General features: G+C 57.0%; 14 protein-coding genes. 3 read left to right on the top strand and 11 right to left on the bottom strand.

What is annotated here, in order from left to right:
• Positions 1-41: 41 nt before the first annotated feature.
• Together HCH_RS18495 and HCH_RS18500 are read right to left on the bottom strand one after the other, a co-directional pair.
• Positions 42-587 (bottom strand): AraC family transcriptional regulator, encoded by a 546-nt coding sequence (locus HCH_RS18495; protein ID WP_238384914.1) that lies wholly within the window; start codon positions 585-587, stop codon positions 42-44.
• A 100-nt stretch (positions 588-687) separates the two neighbouring features.
• Positions 688-1,119, bottom strand: a complete 432-nt coding sequence (locus HCH_RS18500; protein ID WP_011397925.1) for a CAP domain-containing protein — start codon at positions 1,117-1,119, stop codon at positions 688-690.
• 141 nt (positions 1,120-1,260) lie between these two features.
• Here HCH_RS18500 and malZ point away from each other — a divergent pair, with 141 nt between their 5' ends.
• Complete coding sequence (gene malZ / locus HCH_RS18505) at positions 1,261-3,069, top strand: maltodextrin glucosidase (protein ID WP_011397926.1); 1,809 nt, start codon at positions 1,261-1,263, stop codon at positions 3,067-3,069.
• A 41-nt stretch (positions 3,070-3,110) separates the two neighbouring features.
• Here the strand turns inward: malZ and HCH_RS18510 are convergent, their stop codons facing one another.
• The 6 genes from HCH_RS18510 to HCH_RS18535 all read right to left on the bottom strand — a co-directional run bounded on the left by HCH_RS18510 (position 3,111) and on the right by HCH_RS18535 (position 8,189).
• Complete coding sequence (locus HCH_RS18510) at positions 3,111-3,530, bottom strand: hypothetical protein (protein ID WP_011397927.1); 420 nt, start codon at positions 3,528-3,530, stop codon at positions 3,111-3,113.
• 47 nt (positions 3,531-3,577) lie between these two features.
• Positions 3,578-5,317: a carbohydrate-binding module family 20 domain-containing protein gene (locus HCH_RS18515; RefSeq protein ID WP_011397928.1), complete on the bottom strand. Its 1,740-nt coding sequence runs from the start codon at positions 5,315-5,317 to the stop codon at positions 3,578-3,580.
• 199 nt (positions 5,318-5,516) lie between these two features.
• Positions 5,517-6,098, bottom strand: coding sequence for a DUF4234 domain-containing protein (locus HCH_RS18520; protein WP_011397929.1), 582 nt, complete (start codon positions 6,096-6,098; stop codon positions 5,517-5,519).
• Between the two features lie 119 nt (positions 6,099-6,217).
• Positions 6,218-6,976 (bottom strand): hypothetical protein, encoded by a 759-nt coding sequence (locus HCH_RS32515; protein WP_011397930.1) that lies wholly within the window; start codon positions 6,974-6,976, stop codon positions 6,218-6,220.
• Positions 6,961-7,512 carry an RNA polymerase sigma factor gene (locus tag HCH_RS18530; protein ID WP_041598786.1) on the bottom strand — a complete coding sequence of 184 codons (552 nt, stop codon included), beginning with the start codon at positions 7,510-7,512 and terminating at the stop codon, positions 6,961-6,963. The genes HCH_RS32515 and HCH_RS18530 overlap by 16 nt, the downstream gene beginning before the upstream one ends.
• 233 nt (positions 7,513-7,745) lie before the next feature.
• Positions 7,746-8,189, bottom strand: a complete 444-nt coding sequence (locus tag HCH_RS18535; protein ID WP_011397932.1) for a COG4315 family predicted lipoprotein — start codon at positions 8,187-8,189, stop codon at positions 7,746-7,748.
• Between the two features lie 183 nt (positions 8,190-8,372).
• On the opposite strand from HCH_RS18535, the gene HCH_RS32520 reads away from it, so the two are divergent.
• Positions 8,373-9,083 (top strand): hypothetical protein, encoded by a 711-nt coding sequence (locus tag HCH_RS32520; RefSeq protein WP_011397934.1) that lies wholly within the window; start codon positions 8,373-8,375, stop codon positions 9,081-9,083.
• Positions 9,084-9,194: 111 nt separating this feature from the next.
• Here HCH_RS32520 and HCH_RS18545 read toward each other — a convergent pair whose 3' ends face one another.
• The 3 genes from HCH_RS18545 to HCH_RS18555 form a co-directional block, all read right to left on the bottom strand.
• On the bottom strand, positions 9,195-10,598 hold the full coding sequence (locus tag HCH_RS18545) for a pectin acetylesterase-family hydrolase (RefSeq protein WP_011397935.1): 1,404 nt from the start codon (positions 10,596-10,598) through the stop codon (positions 9,195-9,197).
• 356 nt (positions 10,599-10,954) lie between these two features.
• Positions 10,955-11,509 (bottom strand): hypothetical protein, encoded by a 555-nt coding sequence (locus tag HCH_RS18550; RefSeq protein WP_011397936.1) that lies wholly within the window; start codon positions 11,507-11,509, stop codon positions 10,955-10,957.
• Between the two features lie 16 nt (positions 11,510-11,525).
• Positions 11,526-12,305 (bottom strand): substrate-binding periplasmic protein, encoded by a 780-nt coding sequence (locus tag HCH_RS18555; protein WP_011397937.1) that lies wholly within the window; start codon positions 12,303-12,305, stop codon positions 11,526-11,528.
• Positions 12,306-12,484: 179 nt separating this feature from the next.
• Between HCH_RS18555 and HCH_RS18560 the strand changes: the two genes are divergently transcribed.
• A complete protein-coding gene (locus HCH_RS18560) occupies positions 12,485-16,903 on the top strand; it encodes a DEAD/DEAH box helicase (RefSeq protein ID WP_011397938.1) in 4,419 nt (1,472 codons plus the stop codon).
• Positions 16,904-17,138: the final 235 nt, after the last annotated feature.

Below are 17,138 nucleotides of genomic sequence, written 5' to 3' on the forward strand. Positions count from 1 at the left end.
TATTCACCCCAGCGCGCACTATAACCTATTCCACATGGAAATCAGATGAATGCGGAAATTGCCTGCGCCGCCATGTCCACGTACAGTTCCTTTTGTCCCACTGGCGCGGCGTAAGCGATGACGTCCCTGGCCGCTTCTTCCCCCAGACTGCGCCAGACCACCCACATGGCCAGATAAGTAGCGGACAAACAACCGCCGGCGGTAGCCACATTGCCGCTGGCGTGGAAAGGGCCTTCCAACACCTGTACGCCCAGGCCTTGCAACAAAGGCCCGGTCGTCGCGTCCGTACACACGGGGGCATTGTTCAGCAACCCCAAACTCTGCAGAAACAGAGCGCCGGAACACTGCGAGCCGATCAACTGGAGCTCCGGGTCGAGATGAAACGCCGACATAATACTGTCATTCTTCACATGATCACGGGTTTGCGCGCCACTGCCGAACAGCACCACATCCGCCTCGCTGGCGAACATCAAAGGGCGCTGCGCGGTGATTTTCACCCCGTTCATTGACAGGGCGTGCATGGACGGACAGGCCAACTCCGCTCGCCATCCCGGCTGCTTCACCCGATTCAGGAGGGTAAGCGCCATAAAGGAATCCATCTCATTGAATCCGTCACATGTAACAATGGCTATATTCATATCGACCCGCTATTCATACTCTAACGTCAGTGACTGATTTGCGCGCCCGTCAATTCAGCGGCAGCGGACGCGCCAACACCAGCGTCCAATAAACGCTTGCCGGCGCCGCCACACTGCAAGCGCACGCCATTCCCATATCAGTATATTCCAGCGCCATGATATTGCCGCAATGACCCGGACTGCCCAACCAGCCAACGACAACCTCTTCTACGGAATTGGAGCCATAGGAGATATTCTCCGCCACCCGCGACCACCTATAGCCGTTGCGCGTCGCCCGCTCTCCCACCGGCCAGCCGTCGCCGCCAATGTGATCGAAAAAGCCGTTCTGCGCCATATCCCAGCTATGTTCTTCAGCCGCCAGCGCCAGGCGCTCATTCCACAACAATGGCGACGCAATCTGGCAAAACGCCTCGCCGCAATAACGGCTTTGCGCTCTGGCGTCGTTGATCAGTTGCAGCCAACGCTGCGCACGTTGATTCATACCCGGCCTTTGGCGAGTCCTTCTCTTGGGGGGCGTAGAACACGCATGTCGCCGGCTGATGCCAAGCGCGCATTACGTCACTAGCATAACCAGAACGCCTTCACAAAGCCCGACTAATTTTTAACGCCGGAGAACGCTACGATGCAGACCGCTTTTATCGCCCATCACCACCCTCTCACCGATGTCGAGCGGCTGACTGACAGCGAAATTCGCCTCCGCGTACAAACTGCATCCGATGTCTGTATCGATAGCGCCTGGATTCGTTATGAGTTGGACAATGAAGAGTATTTGACTGCGTTAGAGCCGCAGGCGTCAGCCGACGGGACGCAGCGCTGGCTTATCGAGATTCCCGTCAACCCCGGCGCGCCAACCACTTATTACCTGTTCAAGTTTATCTGTGGTGTGAAGCAATTCTGTCTCGACGCCGGCGGCGTACATCCCCGTATTCGCTCCCGCGCCTGTCACTTCAAGCATGTGCGGGCGCTGCAGACGCCGGAATGGGTATGGGATCAGGTGTTCTATCAGATATTCCCAGACCGCTTTCGCATAGGCGACAGCTTTTCCTCATCCATCGCCAAACAACATAGCGAACATGAAGAACGGACTCCTCTCAGCAACTGGGACGCCACCCCTGATCCGTCCAGAGGATCGTCGGAGTTCTTCGGCGGCGATTTGAACGGCGTTGTTGACGCATTACCGTATTTGCACGATGAACTAGGCGTCACCGCGATTTATCTCAACCCCATTTTCGCCTCGCACAGCAACCATCGTTACGACACCGATGACTATCGGCAAGTAGAGCCGCGTTTGGGGGGCGAAGCCGCCCTGCTACGTCTGCGGGAAGCGACCCAAACGCGGGGAATGCGCCTGATCCTCGACGCCGTCGTCAACCATACCTCCGTCCATCACTCCTGGTTTCAGCAGGCGCAGGCCGGCGATGAACGTTACCGCGCGTTCTATAACTTTGACCCGGAAGGTCGCTACGCCGCCTGGAAAGGCATCGACAGTCTGCCCAAGTTGAATTACGCCAATCCCGAAGTGGCGGCCAGCATGTACGCGGGCGACAACGCCATTCTTCGCCACTGGCTGCGACCGCCCTACGCCATCGACGGCTGGCGTCTCGACGCCGTGCATATGCTGGGCGACGGTCCCAGCGCACACAATAACGCTACGCATATGCGCGGCATGCGTGACAGCGTCAAACAAGAGGCGCCGCAGGCTTATCTGCTGGGCGAGCATTTCTTCGAGGCGACGGAATGGCTGCAAGGCGATCAGGAAGATGGCGCAATGAATTACTACGGCTTCGCCCACCCTCTGCGCGCCTGGCTGGCTGGCCTGGATATCTCCGGACAACCGGGGGACATTGACGGACGCGAGTTCGCCGCCTGGCTGGCGGAGGCGCGCGCGGCGGTTCCCTGCCCGATTCAATTGAGCCAGCTTAACTTGCTGGACACTCATGACACGCCCCGCTTTCTTACGCTACTGCAAGGGGATCGCGACCTGTACAAGCTAGCGTTGGGTCTGCTGTTCACTTACAGCGGCGCGCCTTGTCTGTATTACGGCGATGAAATCGGGCTGCCCGGCGGCGGAGATCCGGACTGTCGACGCCCCTTTCCCTGGGATCGGGAACATTGGGATATGGACATTCTGAGCTGGTGTAAGACCCTGATCGCACTGCGTAAAAACACGCCGGCTCTGTGTCGGGGAGGACACATTGATCTGTGGGCGGATACGAACAGTTATTGCTTCGCCAGAACAGCCCGGGAAGGCGCAGTCATCATTGCCGCCAATCGGGGCGACGCAGCTACAGCGCTCCTGGATACGCGATTGTTGGGCGCGCCGGGAAGCCGTTGGCGGGAACTGTGCCGCGGGGATATTTTCATCACGGATGAACATACGTTGACGCTTCCTCTGCCTTCCAAATCTGTGCGCATCCTGCTGCCGGAATAAACTCAATTTGTTGGGCCTGTTGCCCTGGCCCGACGTGATGATCAGGACAGATTATCAGCCGCGATCAGGCCATCCCAGCAGTCATACAGATACAAAGCCAGATAAATCGGCGACAGCGCCCAGATCAAAGGGTCGTCCCAGAAAGGATAGGTCGTGCCTACCGCAGCGATCGCGATGGCCATCAGCTCCGTCACGCCAAGATACAGTAACGCCTTGGTCAAGTGCGCCAGCCAACGTTGCAGCGGCTTTTCCAATACGGATTTCTGGTAAGTGGTCTCGAATATGCCCACTATCGCCGACGCCATCAACAAGCCGATGACAGCCAGAATGGCGGACTGATTGCCCGCCTCCATATGCTGCATGCTATCCAGGGTGAACAGAATCATCGCTGGCGCAATAACCAGCAATAACGCCGCATTTTTCAACGCCAACTCAGTGAGGAATTTTTTCTTGTTCAGCATGACTCATCGCGCATTCAGGGAATAGTTATTAATCAGGACGTTTCCAATCACCAGCCGCCGCGAGTGGCGTTGATCAGGTCACTGTTGAATACCGTATTGCTTCCGGGCTGCCACTCAATTCCCGCCCCCGGATTGTTTTCATCCCGTTTCAGGCATTTCCATTCGATCTGTGTTCCCATGGGTACAGAGATGACGCCGCTCCACACGGGATAGGCGGTGGGCTCCAGTTTAACTGCGCCTGCCGGGCTCCAGCCGCCCAGTTCGGGGAGGTCGCCAACAGCATAAACGCTTTGTCCCCATTGGGTTTGGCCGTTATCGCAGGTAAAAGAGACATCCACCCTTTGTGACTGACACTGCGGGCAATCCGCCACTCTCGCCTCCACATGCATCGCCATGGCGTCGCGGCCGGCGACATTGACGGACGCATAGCCCGCACTGTCTACAAAGACGGTAGGTCCGGTGCAGACGCCTTTGACGTAATCGCCATGCAGAATGTCGCAGTATTCTCCCGCCGGCAAACCGGTATCCAGCGAGGCGCTCCAAGCTCCAGTGTCATTGTTCAGCGCCACAAAGCCAAGTCCGCCGCGCCCAAACGCCAGTCGATTGTCGCCGTCGCGGGACACATTAGAGATATAAGCGTTGGCGGCGGTGGCCTGGCGGAATTTCGCCATATTGCCGATCCCGCCCCAGCGGTGTTCGCATACCCAGTCCACACCGCAGGCGCCGGCGGTGTGCGGCCCTGAGTTGGGTGGCCCCTGATCATGATTATTGAAGTAATAACTGGACATCACTCTGGGATAACCGTAGGGGTAAGCGAGCATGAAAATATGCGCGAGATAGTACATGCCCTGAGGATCATTCCAGGTCAGCGCCCATTCCGGGTGCTGGCGTTGGTCGTCATGATTGGCGACGAACACCATGGCGTCGCTGCTGGCCACGCGACCGTCCCATTGAGAGAAATCAATCAGATTCGCCATGCGCCCATTGCGAAAATGCCAGGCCAGATCCCGCTCCATTTGAAACTCGGTGACATCGGCGATATGGGTGTACATCTCCGGTTGCACCGCCTCTCCAGACGCCCGGATCACTTCCTGAAAGATATAGGGAGAGCCTTGAACGCGACCGACGATATTCTCTATATCCGCAGGCGGCATGTGCTTGGCGGCGTCGATACGAAAGCCTTTCACGCCCAGCCTCATCAGGTCGTTGATGTAATCCGCAATTTTTCCGCGCACATAATCGCTCTCTGTCTTTAAATCTTTCAAACCCACCAGATCGCAATTCCAGACCTGATTGGCGTCGCCATAGTTGATGCCGCCGCAGTTCCAGTTATGGAAGTCATTGACGCCATAGGGGACGTCAGGAAAGTCGAACCCGGTGGACGCCATATGATTGATCACCAGATCCGCATACACATCCACCCCCGCCGCCGCGCACCGTTGCGTCATGTTCTGGAAACGCTCCCGGTCGCCGCTACGACTGTTCAACACATAGCTGACAGGCTGATAGCGGGTCCACCATTGCGCGCCCCCGATGTGGGCCTGCGGCGGCGACACCTGCACTGCCGTAAATCCTTTGGGTCCCAGATACTGCTCACATTCCTGCGCAATATCCTCCCAGCTCCATTCGAATAAATGCACCATTACCGAGGCATGACGATTCACTTCGCCATAGCCATTACCGGCGGCGCAAAGCGCTCCCGCGCAGACTGAAGCAAAAATAAATCGCTTCATGCCCTCGCCCAGCCTGTTATCGCCATTCTTGTTGTTCACGTTATCCATGACCATGTCAGCTCTCCCGCAAGCTTATTATTGTTAACTCCTTGCATGGATAGCCTGCTGCGACTCGACAGCAGAGCGCATCCACGGATTTACATTAGTCGTGACTACGTGAGCGAGCATCCGTCCGAGTTGGTTTTAGAGGGGGAATTTGAGGGGGATATTGGGGAGTCACGAATCATGACTCCCGGGGAGGTGTGTGGAATTATCAGTCCAGAATGGCGGTGTATTGCGCTAGCACGCCTAACACGACCACGCCCCAGATAGCGATGCCGAGAAGGATAAACAGAATATTCCAGGGGCTGAAGCGACTGTTGCTCTCCCCGTCAGGGTCCTGATTGACGCGGTTTGCATGTGTTTGCGCCTCGTACAGCGTGTAAAGAGGGATGATAGACGTCGCAAGCAGCACAATATCCCAAACGCCAAAAACATCGCTCGTCGGCATACGGGCGATGAGCTCGCCCCCAACCGTCATCAGCACATACAAGGTCGCCAGCACGGCGTGAGCGCCCCAGCCTCCCAGGCCCTGTTCCTGATGACGGTTGGCGATATGTTTGAAAAGAGAGTGCGTGAAGAAGATATTAAAGATGGAGCGCCATACCGGCGCTACTTTAAGACCTTCGTGAACCTGCAGCGCTTTCCAGTGTTTGTAAAACCAGTAGAGGCGATAAAAACCCAGCGTAGCAATGTATAAGACAATCAGCTTGGTAATTGATGTGGTGAAAAAGGGAGTTGAAGATTCGCCGTGCGTATCCAGCTCGGCCTGCGGCGCCTGATACGGGTTTTCCATGGTACTGCCTCTGAATTTCTGAGAATAAAAAATGCGCGGGCTGATCATGACTGATCAGATTCCGCGCAATTCTATTCATCTAGCTCAGTTTGTCCAGCTTTACTCAGGACGCCAGCCTTTTAGCTCTTCCAGGCGTTCAGCTGGACGCAGGGGCCTTCAAAGGCGACGGCGGCGACATCCAGCGTGGCGGGGTTGTCATTGATCAACAGACGGCTGCTGTTGGCGATGACTTTCCATTCCGCAGAGGTCAGCGTCCAGTTCTCTTTGCCGGAGTCAATCTGCCCCAGATACACCAGACTGTGGTCATCCATCTTTTCCGCCCACAAATGCAACGGGCCTGAAGGTTTATCCTGGAAGCGCTTGGACCACTGGGTCACCAGCTGAGAGGTTCCCGGCTCCTCGCCTTTGTAGGCGGAGATCACCAGCGCCACCTGGCCATTGCGGCTCATCGGCGCCATATAGTCAGCCCCTCGTCCCGGCGCGCCGCCCATGACGTTCCATAACAACGCCGCAGCGAACACCACTGACGCCACCGTTCCCGCCATCGCAGAGAAACGCCACACGGCGAGGTTTTCCCAGAAGCTGGCCAGCCAGCTGGTTTTGGCGACCGGCGCCTGCGCCCTTTGCGGTTTCGCGGCAGGCGCTGTGGCGGCGTCTATTTTCGCCCACAGATCCGCAGGCGGTTGTTGCGCCGGCAGACTCTCCTGCATCGGCGTCATCAAATCTGACCAATGGGCCACCGCCGTATCCATTTCACGATAGTCGCGCATCAGGGTTTCCATGCGTCGACGTACTCGGGCGCTCATCGCCCCCGCCACATATTGACTCGCCAGATGGTCGCAAACTGTGGCGTTTTTATATCTCATGCTTCGAGACATTGTTTTAACTCCTGCAGTCCGCGTCTGATCCAGGCTTTGATCGTCCCTAATGGGCGCTCTAGCCGAGTTTCCAGTTCGCCGTGGCTGTATCCGTGGATATAAGACAATAAAATCGCTTTACGAGGCTCTTCATTCAGTTTTTCAAGGCACTGCCTCATGCCTTCCTGGTCCGCCAGCCCGCACCCCTCGCCAGCCAGATCCGCCATCAACGGCTCCACATCATCCATGAGATCTTCACGCTTGCGCTGTCTGCTTTTCAGCTTGTCCAGCGCAGCGTTGCGGGTGAGCACGCAGAGCCAGCCCCAGGCGGACCCGGCTCCCGAATACTGCGATGCTTGCCGCCACAGCTTCATATACACTTCCTGCAACAGGTCGGCGGCTTCGCCCTCATCTTGCAATATGCGCATGGCGACGCCCATTAGCCTGGCGCCGGTTAAATCATACAGACGCTTCAGCGCGGCTCGGTCCTGGTCTACGATGCGGCGCAACAGCGGCGACAGCTCCACAGACCAATCTGTGTCGGTTGCGGTCTTCAAAGACGGCTCCTGAATTGAATTCACCTGATCGATTCCCCCGAAGGTTCCCAGGCATTATATCCAGGTAGCCGCCGCATACCAGTCGGACTTGGGGTTTGCGACGAATTTTCGGTTCTGCGCTCCCGTAACGAGACGCCTGCGTGCGCCTGCGCGGCTAGCCGCGAGAGACAGGGCCTGACATGCGCAGGTCCTATCGCTGCAGACAAATAGAAGGAAGCTATTCGTCTGCCTGATTAATAGTAACTGCTGCTGTTGTAATTGCTTTGCTTGTGGCTTTTCGCCGAGTCCATTTTCACTGTGAACCAGACGTCCTTGACGCCATGACCCGTTACGTCACCAGGCGCGCGGTCGCCAACCCAGAAGTACAGCGGCTTGCTCTCATACGCCCACTGTTTGGAGCCGTCAGCGCGGGTAATGATGGTGAATTTACCGGTATCGTGCGCGGATGGACCCGCCATGAATGGAGGCCAGTTTTCCGCACAGCCGCCATTACAGTTGGAGACGCCTGCTGCATCCTTGGTGAAGGTGTACAGCGTCATGCCCTGTTTGCTGGTCATGACGGAGCCAAGTGACGTATCTCTGCTGGAAACCGGCTCGCCTGCATGATTTTCAGAGTTAGCGGCGCAAGCAGTCAGCATCATTGCAGCAGTCAGAACGGCAAGGCTTTTGAATTTCATAATTGGCGTCTCCTAAGTGACTATTTTGGGGTTTTGAATGTCTTCACTTATCAAGACGACGCCAGTTATCAATTTGGATGCATAAAAATAAAAAAATTTATTAAAACCGGATTCGGCGGCTATATTTGTAAATGAGAAGATCTCTCACTATTGGATATTCAAATAAGAAAAAGGAGACTGATCATGACACCCAAGGCCTATTTCGGCATTGCCCTCATAACAGCCACACTGGGTCTCTCCACCTGGCTGCTGGGAGGCTCCTCCTCCCCGTCTCCATCCGACACACACACGAGCACGCCTCCCGAAACCACTGTCGCAGTCAACGACGCCAACGCTTTTCTTCCCATCGGCATGCAAAACTTTTCCGCCCAGGCGCGCCCTTCCAGTCTCAGCCAAAGCCAGGACACCCTATTAGAAGACCAGGCTCTGGAGCGTTATGCGGAATACCAATCCTACTTCGACTACGGACGCGATTATCGCGAGCTGCTGCAACACGCAGAGCAAATGGACAGCGCCACCCGTCGGGAAAAATTCTCCCGCGCGGAACAAAATATCGACCGCCTGGAAAAAGAGCACAAGCTCTCCGCGGCGGAAGCCTTGATCATGAAACTGGCGCTATTAAAAATCACCCCCAATGATCCTGAAGCCAAAGCCAGAGGAATGGAGTTGATACAGCAGTACAAACAGGCGGGCGAGGCGCGCATGCAGGAGTTCAAGGACAATCCGGACCCGCGTTTCGCCGAGTACAAGAAACGCGAGGCGGAAATCGTGAAGGAAGTGCTGGCGATGACCCATTACCCCAACGGACTCAGCCGCGACGATTACCTCGCCCAGCGTCTGAACGAGGAACTCAGGCAGGCTTACGCGCTGGATAATCACGGGTCTGCGAATTAATCCTGCGCATAATATAACGTTAGCCTTCCCATCCAGCCCAACTTCATCAAACAGAGAAAAGCCCCCGATCGGGGGCTTGCTCAGGCGTACAAAGTCACTGCCCGGAACTGTTTACAGCAACTGATCCAGCAACCAGTACAGCAGGTTGAAGCCTTTCTGATAATCGCTGACGGAGTCTTCTTCCGAAGCGGACATGACCGGGCCGGAGCCTTCCATCACGTTATTCACGAAGTCGCCCAGCTCCAATCCGTCTTCCTGAATGTCCGCGTTGTTGAACTCGATGATGCTGGTGCAATGGCTTTCATTCACATCGCGGAAACGCGGAATGTAGTAGCCCCAGTTATCATAGCCGTCCAGCGACGTCATCAGGTGACTGGTGTCTTTGTACCAACGCTGATGAATTTTCTGCTTACGCTTCTCTGCATCGGGCTCGTTATTAATGTCGTCATAGAAACGCTCATAGGAATAGGAAGAGTAATTGAGGTCATCCCAGAAGTGCGTATGACCCAGACGATCGTTTGGATAGTATTCGCCCAGGGCTGTGTACAGAGTACCCAGGTCGTTCAAGTCCAGTGACGGCAGCTCGTTTTGGAGGTAGTACAAAGGCCCGTCGCCATCGCCGTCCAGACCCCACACATTGCGAATGGTGTTCTGCAGTTTGAGGGAGGGATATTCTTCTTCCGAGCCAGTCACCGGCGCCGGGAAGATAGGGCCGGAGTCGTTGATCAGGTAGGCCTTGCCTGGCGCCATATCGCGGCGAACCGGGTGATAGTTGGCGAAAGAACCCGCGCCGCCGGCGCTGCATCCGGTCATCAGCATTTGTCCGGAACGCTCCAGGTTGTTCTTCAGCCACGCCACCACTGCGCGCATATTGCGCACGCCGTTATGCCGCCACACCAGCGGGTCATTTTCGCCAGTGGGGTCCTCGTAGATCGCGACCTTGTCGCCGGTGTAGATATCCCCGGTGCAGTAGGGAATGTACACCATGTTCCAGTTCTGGGTTTTGGTGCGGGTCCAGGGATGCAGACGGAACACGAACGGGCTCACCAGACTGGCGGAGGGGTTCTGCAAGCTCATGTAGTCATCGGGAATGCCGTTGGGATTTCGGGCGCCGCGAATGCCGGTCTGGCCGGTGCAGCTTTCATAATCCCAGCAGGCGCCGCCGCCTTCCATATAAATCACTGTGTTGCTGGTATGCGCCACGCGATTGACGAAGAACTTATAAGGCGAGCCGTTGCCGCAGATTGCGCCGGTGTCCGGGTGTAGTTGAATGGTCTGCCATTGCAGATAGGCGCCAGGGTTGAAACCGTCGGCGACTTCGGAGGGGTTGGGCGTCAAGGGATACTGCGCTGCGTTTTGCTGCTCCTGCGTGACCGGGTTATCCGCCCCCCGGGGCCAGATCAGATTGCCCAGGGTATCCCAGAATGAGTAGTCGCCCATTTCTGCGGATACGCCAACTGAACTGCCAAGAAGACCTAGAAATACCGCTGTTTTTATTTTTGTTCTGGATTGCATTGTCTTTTCCTCCATTAATTGGAAACGCAATTCAATCCAGTCTCTCCTACCGGCTTCGCTCCTGTTTTTATTAATCAGGCAGACAAATAACCTCCTTCTATTTGTCTGCAACGACAGAGCCTGCACACGTCAGGCCCTGTCTCCCGCGGCTGGACGCCGCGCAGGCGCATCCATGCGCCTGATTATTAACATGCCAATATCATTGCCATATTAATAAAAGAAAAAAGTATTGTCGCCGACCTTGGCTCGCCGGTAATGCAGGGACCGCTAACTGGATAGCTGAAAGGCTAGTCGGGGATCAAGGGTTACGCAAATTTAATTTAACGGCGTTTACTTAGTTTGGCCGTTGGGAGGCCCTACCTGGAGGGTCGGGGGCCGCCTACGGCAAGGGCGCAGGCCAGCGTTATCGCCTGCCAAACGGGGAAAATCGCCACACTCTCCCAAAAGCCATGCCAGACGGCGTCTTTGGCGGCCTCCGGCAGACTGTTGATCAACACGAAGTCCACTACGCCGCCCGCGGCGCCAGCCAGAGTGAATGACGCCAAAAAGATCATCCAGGCGCGCATACGCCAGGCGAGGATGACGCCGATGGCGGTGACGCAAGCGCCCACCGCGCCCATCAGCGCCAGTGACACCACCTCCCAGGAAGCGATAAAGAACAGGAAGCATAAACGCCAACCCAGAATCGTGCCGGCGATAACAATCAACAGCGTCAGCCCCTTGCGCTCGGCGTTCCAGCCCCGTAGCCAGGCGCCGAGGCAGATCGCGGCGCCAAACACGCCGCCGGGCATCCAGTAGTTCACCCAGAGGGCGTCGCTGGCATCCGCCAGCTCCAGCAAGACGCCAATGCCAGCGATAACCAGACCGGAAATGAGGCCAATAAGCGCGCCGAAGCTGAGATCTTTGTTCATGCCGGGACGTCCGTTCCTACTTGATGTAACGATCAATAATATTCTGATAGACGGATTGACCGTTCTCCTCTATCTCCGCTTTCAGTTCGTCCAGCGCAGTTTGAAAGCGCTCGATAATCCAGTCCGGCGTATCAATATTAAAGGCGTAATAGTTATCGCCGGCGGAACCGAAATCGTACACTGGCGCATACTCAGAGGGGTTAAAGCCGTTCTGCTTGATGATCCAGTAAGCGGCGATGTCGCCGTAGGCCCACATGTCCACCCGACCCGCCTCCAGCATTTTCGCCGCCAGTTCCGGGTATGGCACCGGCTCGCGTTTATCGAGCGGCACGCCGTATTCATCCAGTACAATCTCAGCGATGTCCTCACGCACGGAGGCGATGTGGTATTGCTTCACCTCTTCCGAAGAACGTATTTTCAGATTGCGTTCTTTTTTGGCCATCAACACAATCGGCGACGCCGCCACTGGGCCTACCCATTTGAAAAGATCCTCCCGCGGACCACGCCGGGTCATGACAAACAAAACCGTATTGGGCGTTTTCAGCGTCAGCCGGTAGCTGCGCGCCCAGGGATGCACCTGGATATCCTTGCGCGTCTTTTTTGAGCCCAGTTTCTTAAGTATCAGCTCCAGCAGGTCAACGGAGAAACCTTTGAGATTGTTGTCCTGGACGTAGTTGAAAGGAGGATAGTCCTCAGTCATAAACGTCAGTTTTTCTATCGCTTCGTCCGCCCGACACAGGGATGCGCTCAACAATAGCCCCACCAGCGCCATGACAGGCCAGGAATACCATCGCATGCTTTTATGCCTCCACACCAAAATGGTTTCCTCGTCCCACAGAAACCAGACACGGGCGTTATATCTTCAATTCTTTACGCGAAGTGCAGAACCGTCAAACTTTCGCCGAATTCATATATGATTCAGATTACTTTTATCAGCAACCTTTATTTACGATCACAGGTCGACAACGGTTTCTTATGTCCCAGGCGCTGGCTTTATTTCACCCACTTATCGCGGAATGGTTCGCGGCCAACCTAGGCGCGCCCACGGATATCCAAAGTAAAGCCTGGCCGCGCATCGCTTCCGGCGAACACTGCCTGATTACCGCTCCCACCGGCAGCGGCAAAACCCTCACCGCCTTTCTCTGGGCTCTCAACCGCTTCGCTACCGGCGAGCTGCAACCGGGCCGTACGCGCATACTCTACATTTCGCCACTGAAAGCGCTGAATAACGATATCCGCAATAACCTCAGCCGTCCGCTGGCGGAACTGACAGCGTGCTTTGAGCGTAAGGGGGAGCCCTTCCCGCTTATCCGCGCACAGACCCGCAGCGGCGACACCCCCTCAGGCGAACGCCGTCAGATGCTGCGCCAACCGCCGGAAATTCTCATCACCACGCCGGAAAGCCTCAACCTGCTGCTGAGTTCCCAGAGCGGCCTTAGCCTGCTGCAGGACCTGGATACGGTCATCATTGATGAAGCGCATTCTCTGCTGGGCGTCAAACGGGGCGCTTACCTGATCTCCGCCGTGGAGCGTCTGGTGGATCTGTCCGGTGAGTTTCAGCGCATCGCTCTGTCCGCCACCATTAACCCGGTCTCCGCCGCCGCGGACTTTGTCGCCGGTTACGAACTGGATGTCCGTCAGCCTGACTATGCGCGCAATCCTCAATATCGCAAGCGGCCGGTCACGCTGGTGGAATCCCACGCCGCCAAGCATTACCGGCTCAGCGTCAACTATCCGGCCGCCATCGCTCACCGCAGCGCGGACAAACACCTCTGGGACGCTCTCGCGGAAACCCTGCTGACGCGTATTCAGGCCAATCGCGCCACGCTCATCTTCACCAATAATCGCGCCCTGTGCGAAAAGCTCACCTACAAGATCAATCAGGCGGCGGACGCGATGGTGGCTTACGCGCATCATGGCTCGCTGTCGCGGGAGATCCGCACCGAGGTGGAGCGGCGCCTCAAGGGAGGCGAACTGGCCGCTATCGTCGCCACCAGCTCTCTGGAGATGGGCATCGATATCGGCGCCCTGGATGAAGTCGTGCTGGTGCAGACCGCCGGTTCGGTGGCGGCGGCGATCCAGCGCGTGGGGCGGGCCGGCCATAACGTCGGCGACGTCAGCGTCGGCTCGCTGTTTCCGACTCATCCCCAGGACTTTTTGGAGTCCGCTGTGCTGGCCAAAGCCATCATGGAAAAAGACCTGGAGCCGGTGCGCCCACTGCAGTGTCCCCTGGATGTGCTGGCGCAGGTGATTATCTCCATGACGGGGGTGGCGACCTGGGACCTGGACGAACTGTACGCGCACCTGCGCATGTCCAGCGTTTACCACAATTTATCCCGTCGCCAGTTTGATCTGCTGATTGACATGCTGGCGGGACGTTACGCGGAGAGTCGTATCCGCGAACTGCAGGCGCGCGTATCCGTGGATCGCATCGACAACGCCATCACGGCGCGCCCCGGCGCCCTGCTCTCACTGTATCAATCCGGAGGCGTCATACCGGATCGCGGTTATTTTCATCTGCGCCACCAGGACAGTAGCGCCCGTATCGGCGAGCTGGACGAAGAGTTCGTCTGGGAAGCGAAAATCGGTCAAAGCTTCACTCTGGGCGCGCAGTTCTGGCAGATTCAGAAAATCACCCACAACGATGTGTTCGTGCTTCCCGCCAAAGCCGGAGCGTCAACGCCACCGTTCTGGAAAGCCGAATCCATCAGCCGCAACTTCCACTTCTCCGAGCAAATTGGCCTGTTCCTGGAGCATCTCGACGCCAATCTGGACGCCCCTGATATTGTCGCCACCTTGCAGTCGCAATATTACATGACGGCGGAGGTGGCGGACTCCCTGCTGGATTTTCTGCGTCGCCAACGGGCGCACACGGGACGCCCCCTGCCTCATCGCCACCATCTGCTGGTGGAGATCGTCGACTCTATCCTGGGGCACAGCCACGGCCGTCAGATGGTGCTGCACACCGGTTGGGGCGCTGAAGTGAATCGCCCCTGGGGCATGGCTCTGGAAGCCGCCTGGCTGGAATCCTTCAGCGAACAGCCGGTGGTGTATGTCAGTAACGAATGCATCGTCCTGCAGATGCCGGAGGAAATTCCCGTCGACGCCATTCTCTCCCTGGTTTCTCCAGAGCGGATAGAAGCCCTGTTACGCGCCCGCCTGGAAGGCTCCGGTTTTTTTGGCGCGCGCTTCAGAGAATGCGCAGGCCGCGCATTGTTGCTCAGCAAAGGCAAATTCAACGAGCGTCGTCCTTTGTGGATGAGTCGCCTGCAGTCGCAGAAATTGCTGAACTCCGTGCTCAAGTACGAGGACTTCCCCATTCTGCTGGAAACTTGGCGCACCTGCCTGCAGGACGAATTTGATCTGACCGCGTTAAAACAACTGCTGGAGGAGCTGCAAACCGAACAGATTCAATGGTCCGTCGCCAATACCCGAACGCCCAGCCCCATGGCGCAGAATATCGCCTGGGAGCAGGTCAACCTGTACATGTACAAGGACGACACGCCCACCTCGGACAAGACCTCCAATCTCAGTGAGGACCTGCTGCGAGAGCTGTTGTACAACGATGAGCTGCGTCCCACCGTAAACGCTGAACTGTGTCAGCGCTTCGTGCAGAAACGCCAGCGTCTGGCGCCAGGTTATGCGCCGGACAGCGCGCGAGACCTGTTGGACTGGATCAAGGAACGCGGCGCTATTCCGGATTCTGAATGGCGCGAACTGCTGTTCTGTATTGAATCAGAGTCCGGCAATGAGACACTGCAAGACATGCTGTCGGCGACGGAAACCAAAATTATTCGCCTGGAGCGCCGCAACGCCCAAGTTATTGTGGCGCGGGAAAACCAGGCCTCCTTCGCACAGGCGTTCTATCCGGAAGCAGACGCGGATGCGGAATCCGATGCGCTCTTCGATACGCTGCTGGGCGAATGGCTACGCTTTTACGGGCCGGTGTCCGCCACAGAGATATCCCTCTGGCTTGGCGTCGACCCACAACGTTTGCAGCGGGCTCTCGACGATCTGGTGGAAGCGCGCGCAATCGTGGCCGGCCCCCTGATCGAAGGCAATGCTGAGCTGCGCTATTGCGATCGGGAGAATTTCGAAATCCTCCTGCATATGGCGCGCAAAGAGGCCGCGCCGGAATTCGCCCCCCTCCCCTTGGAGCAGCTTCCCCTGTTCTTACACTGCTGGCAGACCCTAACGTGCGAGCGTGACGACGATCCCCATGAGCGACTCTTCGATATTGTGCAACGCCTGCAGGGAACGCCCGCCCCTGCTGCGCTGTGGGAGAACGAAATACTTCCCGCGCGATTGCCGGACTACAACCCTGCCTTACTGGACCATCTGTTTCAGGAGTCCGACCTGGAGTGGCTTGGCGTGGAGGAAGGCAAAACCCTATTCTGCTTCGCCGCCGATCTGGACCTGCTTGACGCCCCTGCGCCTCTCAACGAAGAAGCCGCCGAAGACCTGCGGGCTCTGTTTCCAGACGTCGACAGCCGCTACGATTTCCAGGCTCTCTCCGGGAAAAGCGGACTGGACAACACTACGCTGACAGAACGCCTATGGGACTGGGTATGGAAACAACGCATCAACAACGACGCCTTCGCCGCGTTGCGCAGAGGAGTGGAAAACAAATTCACCATTCCGAATCTGCCCACTCAGAGTTCCGGCAGACCGCCATCCCGTCGTCGGGCCATGCGCCATTCCTTCGCCCAGTCGAAACAGGCGGCGAACAGTCCTGGAACCTGGCGGCAAGTGCGCTGGCCCTTGCGACAGGATGATCCTATAACGGAACAGGAGCGCGGCAAGGATCGCGCACGCCTGCTGTTAAGTCGTTACGGTGTAGTGTTTCGCGAACTCCTGCAAAGAGAGCTTCCAGAAATGCGTTGGAGCGCGGTGTTTCGCTCCCTGCGCCTGATGGAGCTGTCCAGGGAAATCATCGGCGGCTACTTTTTCAAGGATATCCCCGGCCCGCAGTTCATTACCCCTAACGCGCTGCAAATGCTGCAGAACGGCCTGCCGCAAACCCGACTGTACTGGCTCAATGCAACCGATCCCGCGTCCCTGTGCGGACTGGGTCTGACGGGGCTGAAACAGAAGCTGCCGAAGCGGCTGGACTCCATACATATGAGTTTCATGGGGCCGGAACTGATCATGGTGGCGCGCCGTAACGGCAAACAGCTGGACATCATGATCCCGCCGGATCACCCGGACCTGGACGCCTGTCTGGCCCCGTTGAGCAACCTGTTGCACCGATCCTGTCAGCCGCTGAAAAGCATTAACCTGGACACTATCAACGGAGAAAAAGCCGTCGACAGCCCTTACCTTCCGCACCTGAGTCGTCTGTTCGACGTGCAGAAGGGATACAAGGACGTCGCGCTCAACCGCAAACTGCTGTAACGCCCCCCATCCAGCGGGCGTCTGTGACATCAACCCAATGCGATGCCGCTTACTGCGAACAGAATCGCCACCAGATAAAACAGAAATATCTTCAGATTCGCTGGAACAACCGGATAGGAATGCGTCGGGAGGTGGTGTTTGATCAACATAGCTTCGCTCCTCTGTTGTTGTCGGCGTTCTAGCCACGCCTGCAGGGGAACGGATGTAGCAACTGGCGAAAGCGGGCCGCGGTATC

The sequence above is a fragment of the Hahella chejuensis KCTC 2396 genome, assembly GCF_000012985.1.
Taxonomy (GTDB): domain Bacteria; phylum Pseudomonadota; class Gammaproteobacteria; order Pseudomonadales; family Oleiphilaceae; genus Hahella; species Hahella chejuensis.

Excerpts from the sequence above, each read along its gene's own strand:
- HCH_RS18495 (WP_238384914.1), bottom strand. The coding sequence starts at position 587 with ATGGCGCTTACCCTCCTGAATCGGGTGAAGCAGCCGGGATGGCGAGCG.
- HCH_RS18500 (WP_011397925.1), bottom strand. The coding sequence starts at position 1,119 with ATGAATCAACGTGCGCAGCGTTGGCTGCAACTGATCAACGACGCCAGA.
- malZ (WP_011397926.1), top strand. The coding sequence starts at position 1,261 with ATGCAGACCGCTTTTATCGCCCATCACCACCCTCTCACCGATGTCGAG.
- HCH_RS18510 (WP_011397927.1), bottom strand. The coding sequence starts at position 3,530 with ATGCTGAACAAGAAAAAATTCCTCACTGAGTTGGCGTTGAAAAATGCG.
- HCH_RS18515 (WP_011397928.1), bottom strand. The coding sequence starts at position 5,317 with ATGGTCATGGATAACGTGAACAACAAGAATGGCGATAACAGGCTGGGC.
- HCH_RS18520 (WP_011397929.1), bottom strand. The coding sequence starts at position 6,098 with ATGGAAAACCCGTATCAGGCGCCGCAGGCCGAGCTGGATACGCACGGC.
- HCH_RS32515 (WP_011397930.1), bottom strand. The coding sequence starts at position 6,976 with ATGTCTCGAAGCATGAGATATAAAAACGCCACAGTTTGCGACCATCTG.
- HCH_RS18535 (WP_011397932.1), bottom strand. The coding sequence starts at position 8,189 with ATGAAATTCAAAAGCCTTGCCGTTCTGACTGCTGCAATGATGCTGACT.
- HCH_RS32520 (WP_011397934.1), top strand. The coding sequence starts at position 8,373 with ATGACACCCAAGGCCTATTTCGGCATTGCCCTCATAACAGCCACACTG.
- HCH_RS18545 (WP_011397935.1), bottom strand. The coding sequence starts at position 10,598 with ATGCAATCCAGAACAAAAATAAAAACAGCGGTATTTCTAGGTCTTCTT.
- HCH_RS18550 (WP_011397936.1), bottom strand. The coding sequence starts at position 11,509 with ATGAACAAAGATCTCAGCTTCGGCGCGCTTATTGGCCTCATTTCCGGT.
- HCH_RS18555 (WP_011397937.1), bottom strand. The coding sequence starts at position 12,305 with ATGCGATGGTATTCCTGGCCTGTCATGGCGCTGGTGGGGCTATTGTTG.
- HCH_RS18560 (WP_011397938.1), top strand. The coding sequence starts at position 12,485 with ATGTCCCAGGCGCTGGCTTTATTTCACCCACTTATCGCGGAATGGTTC.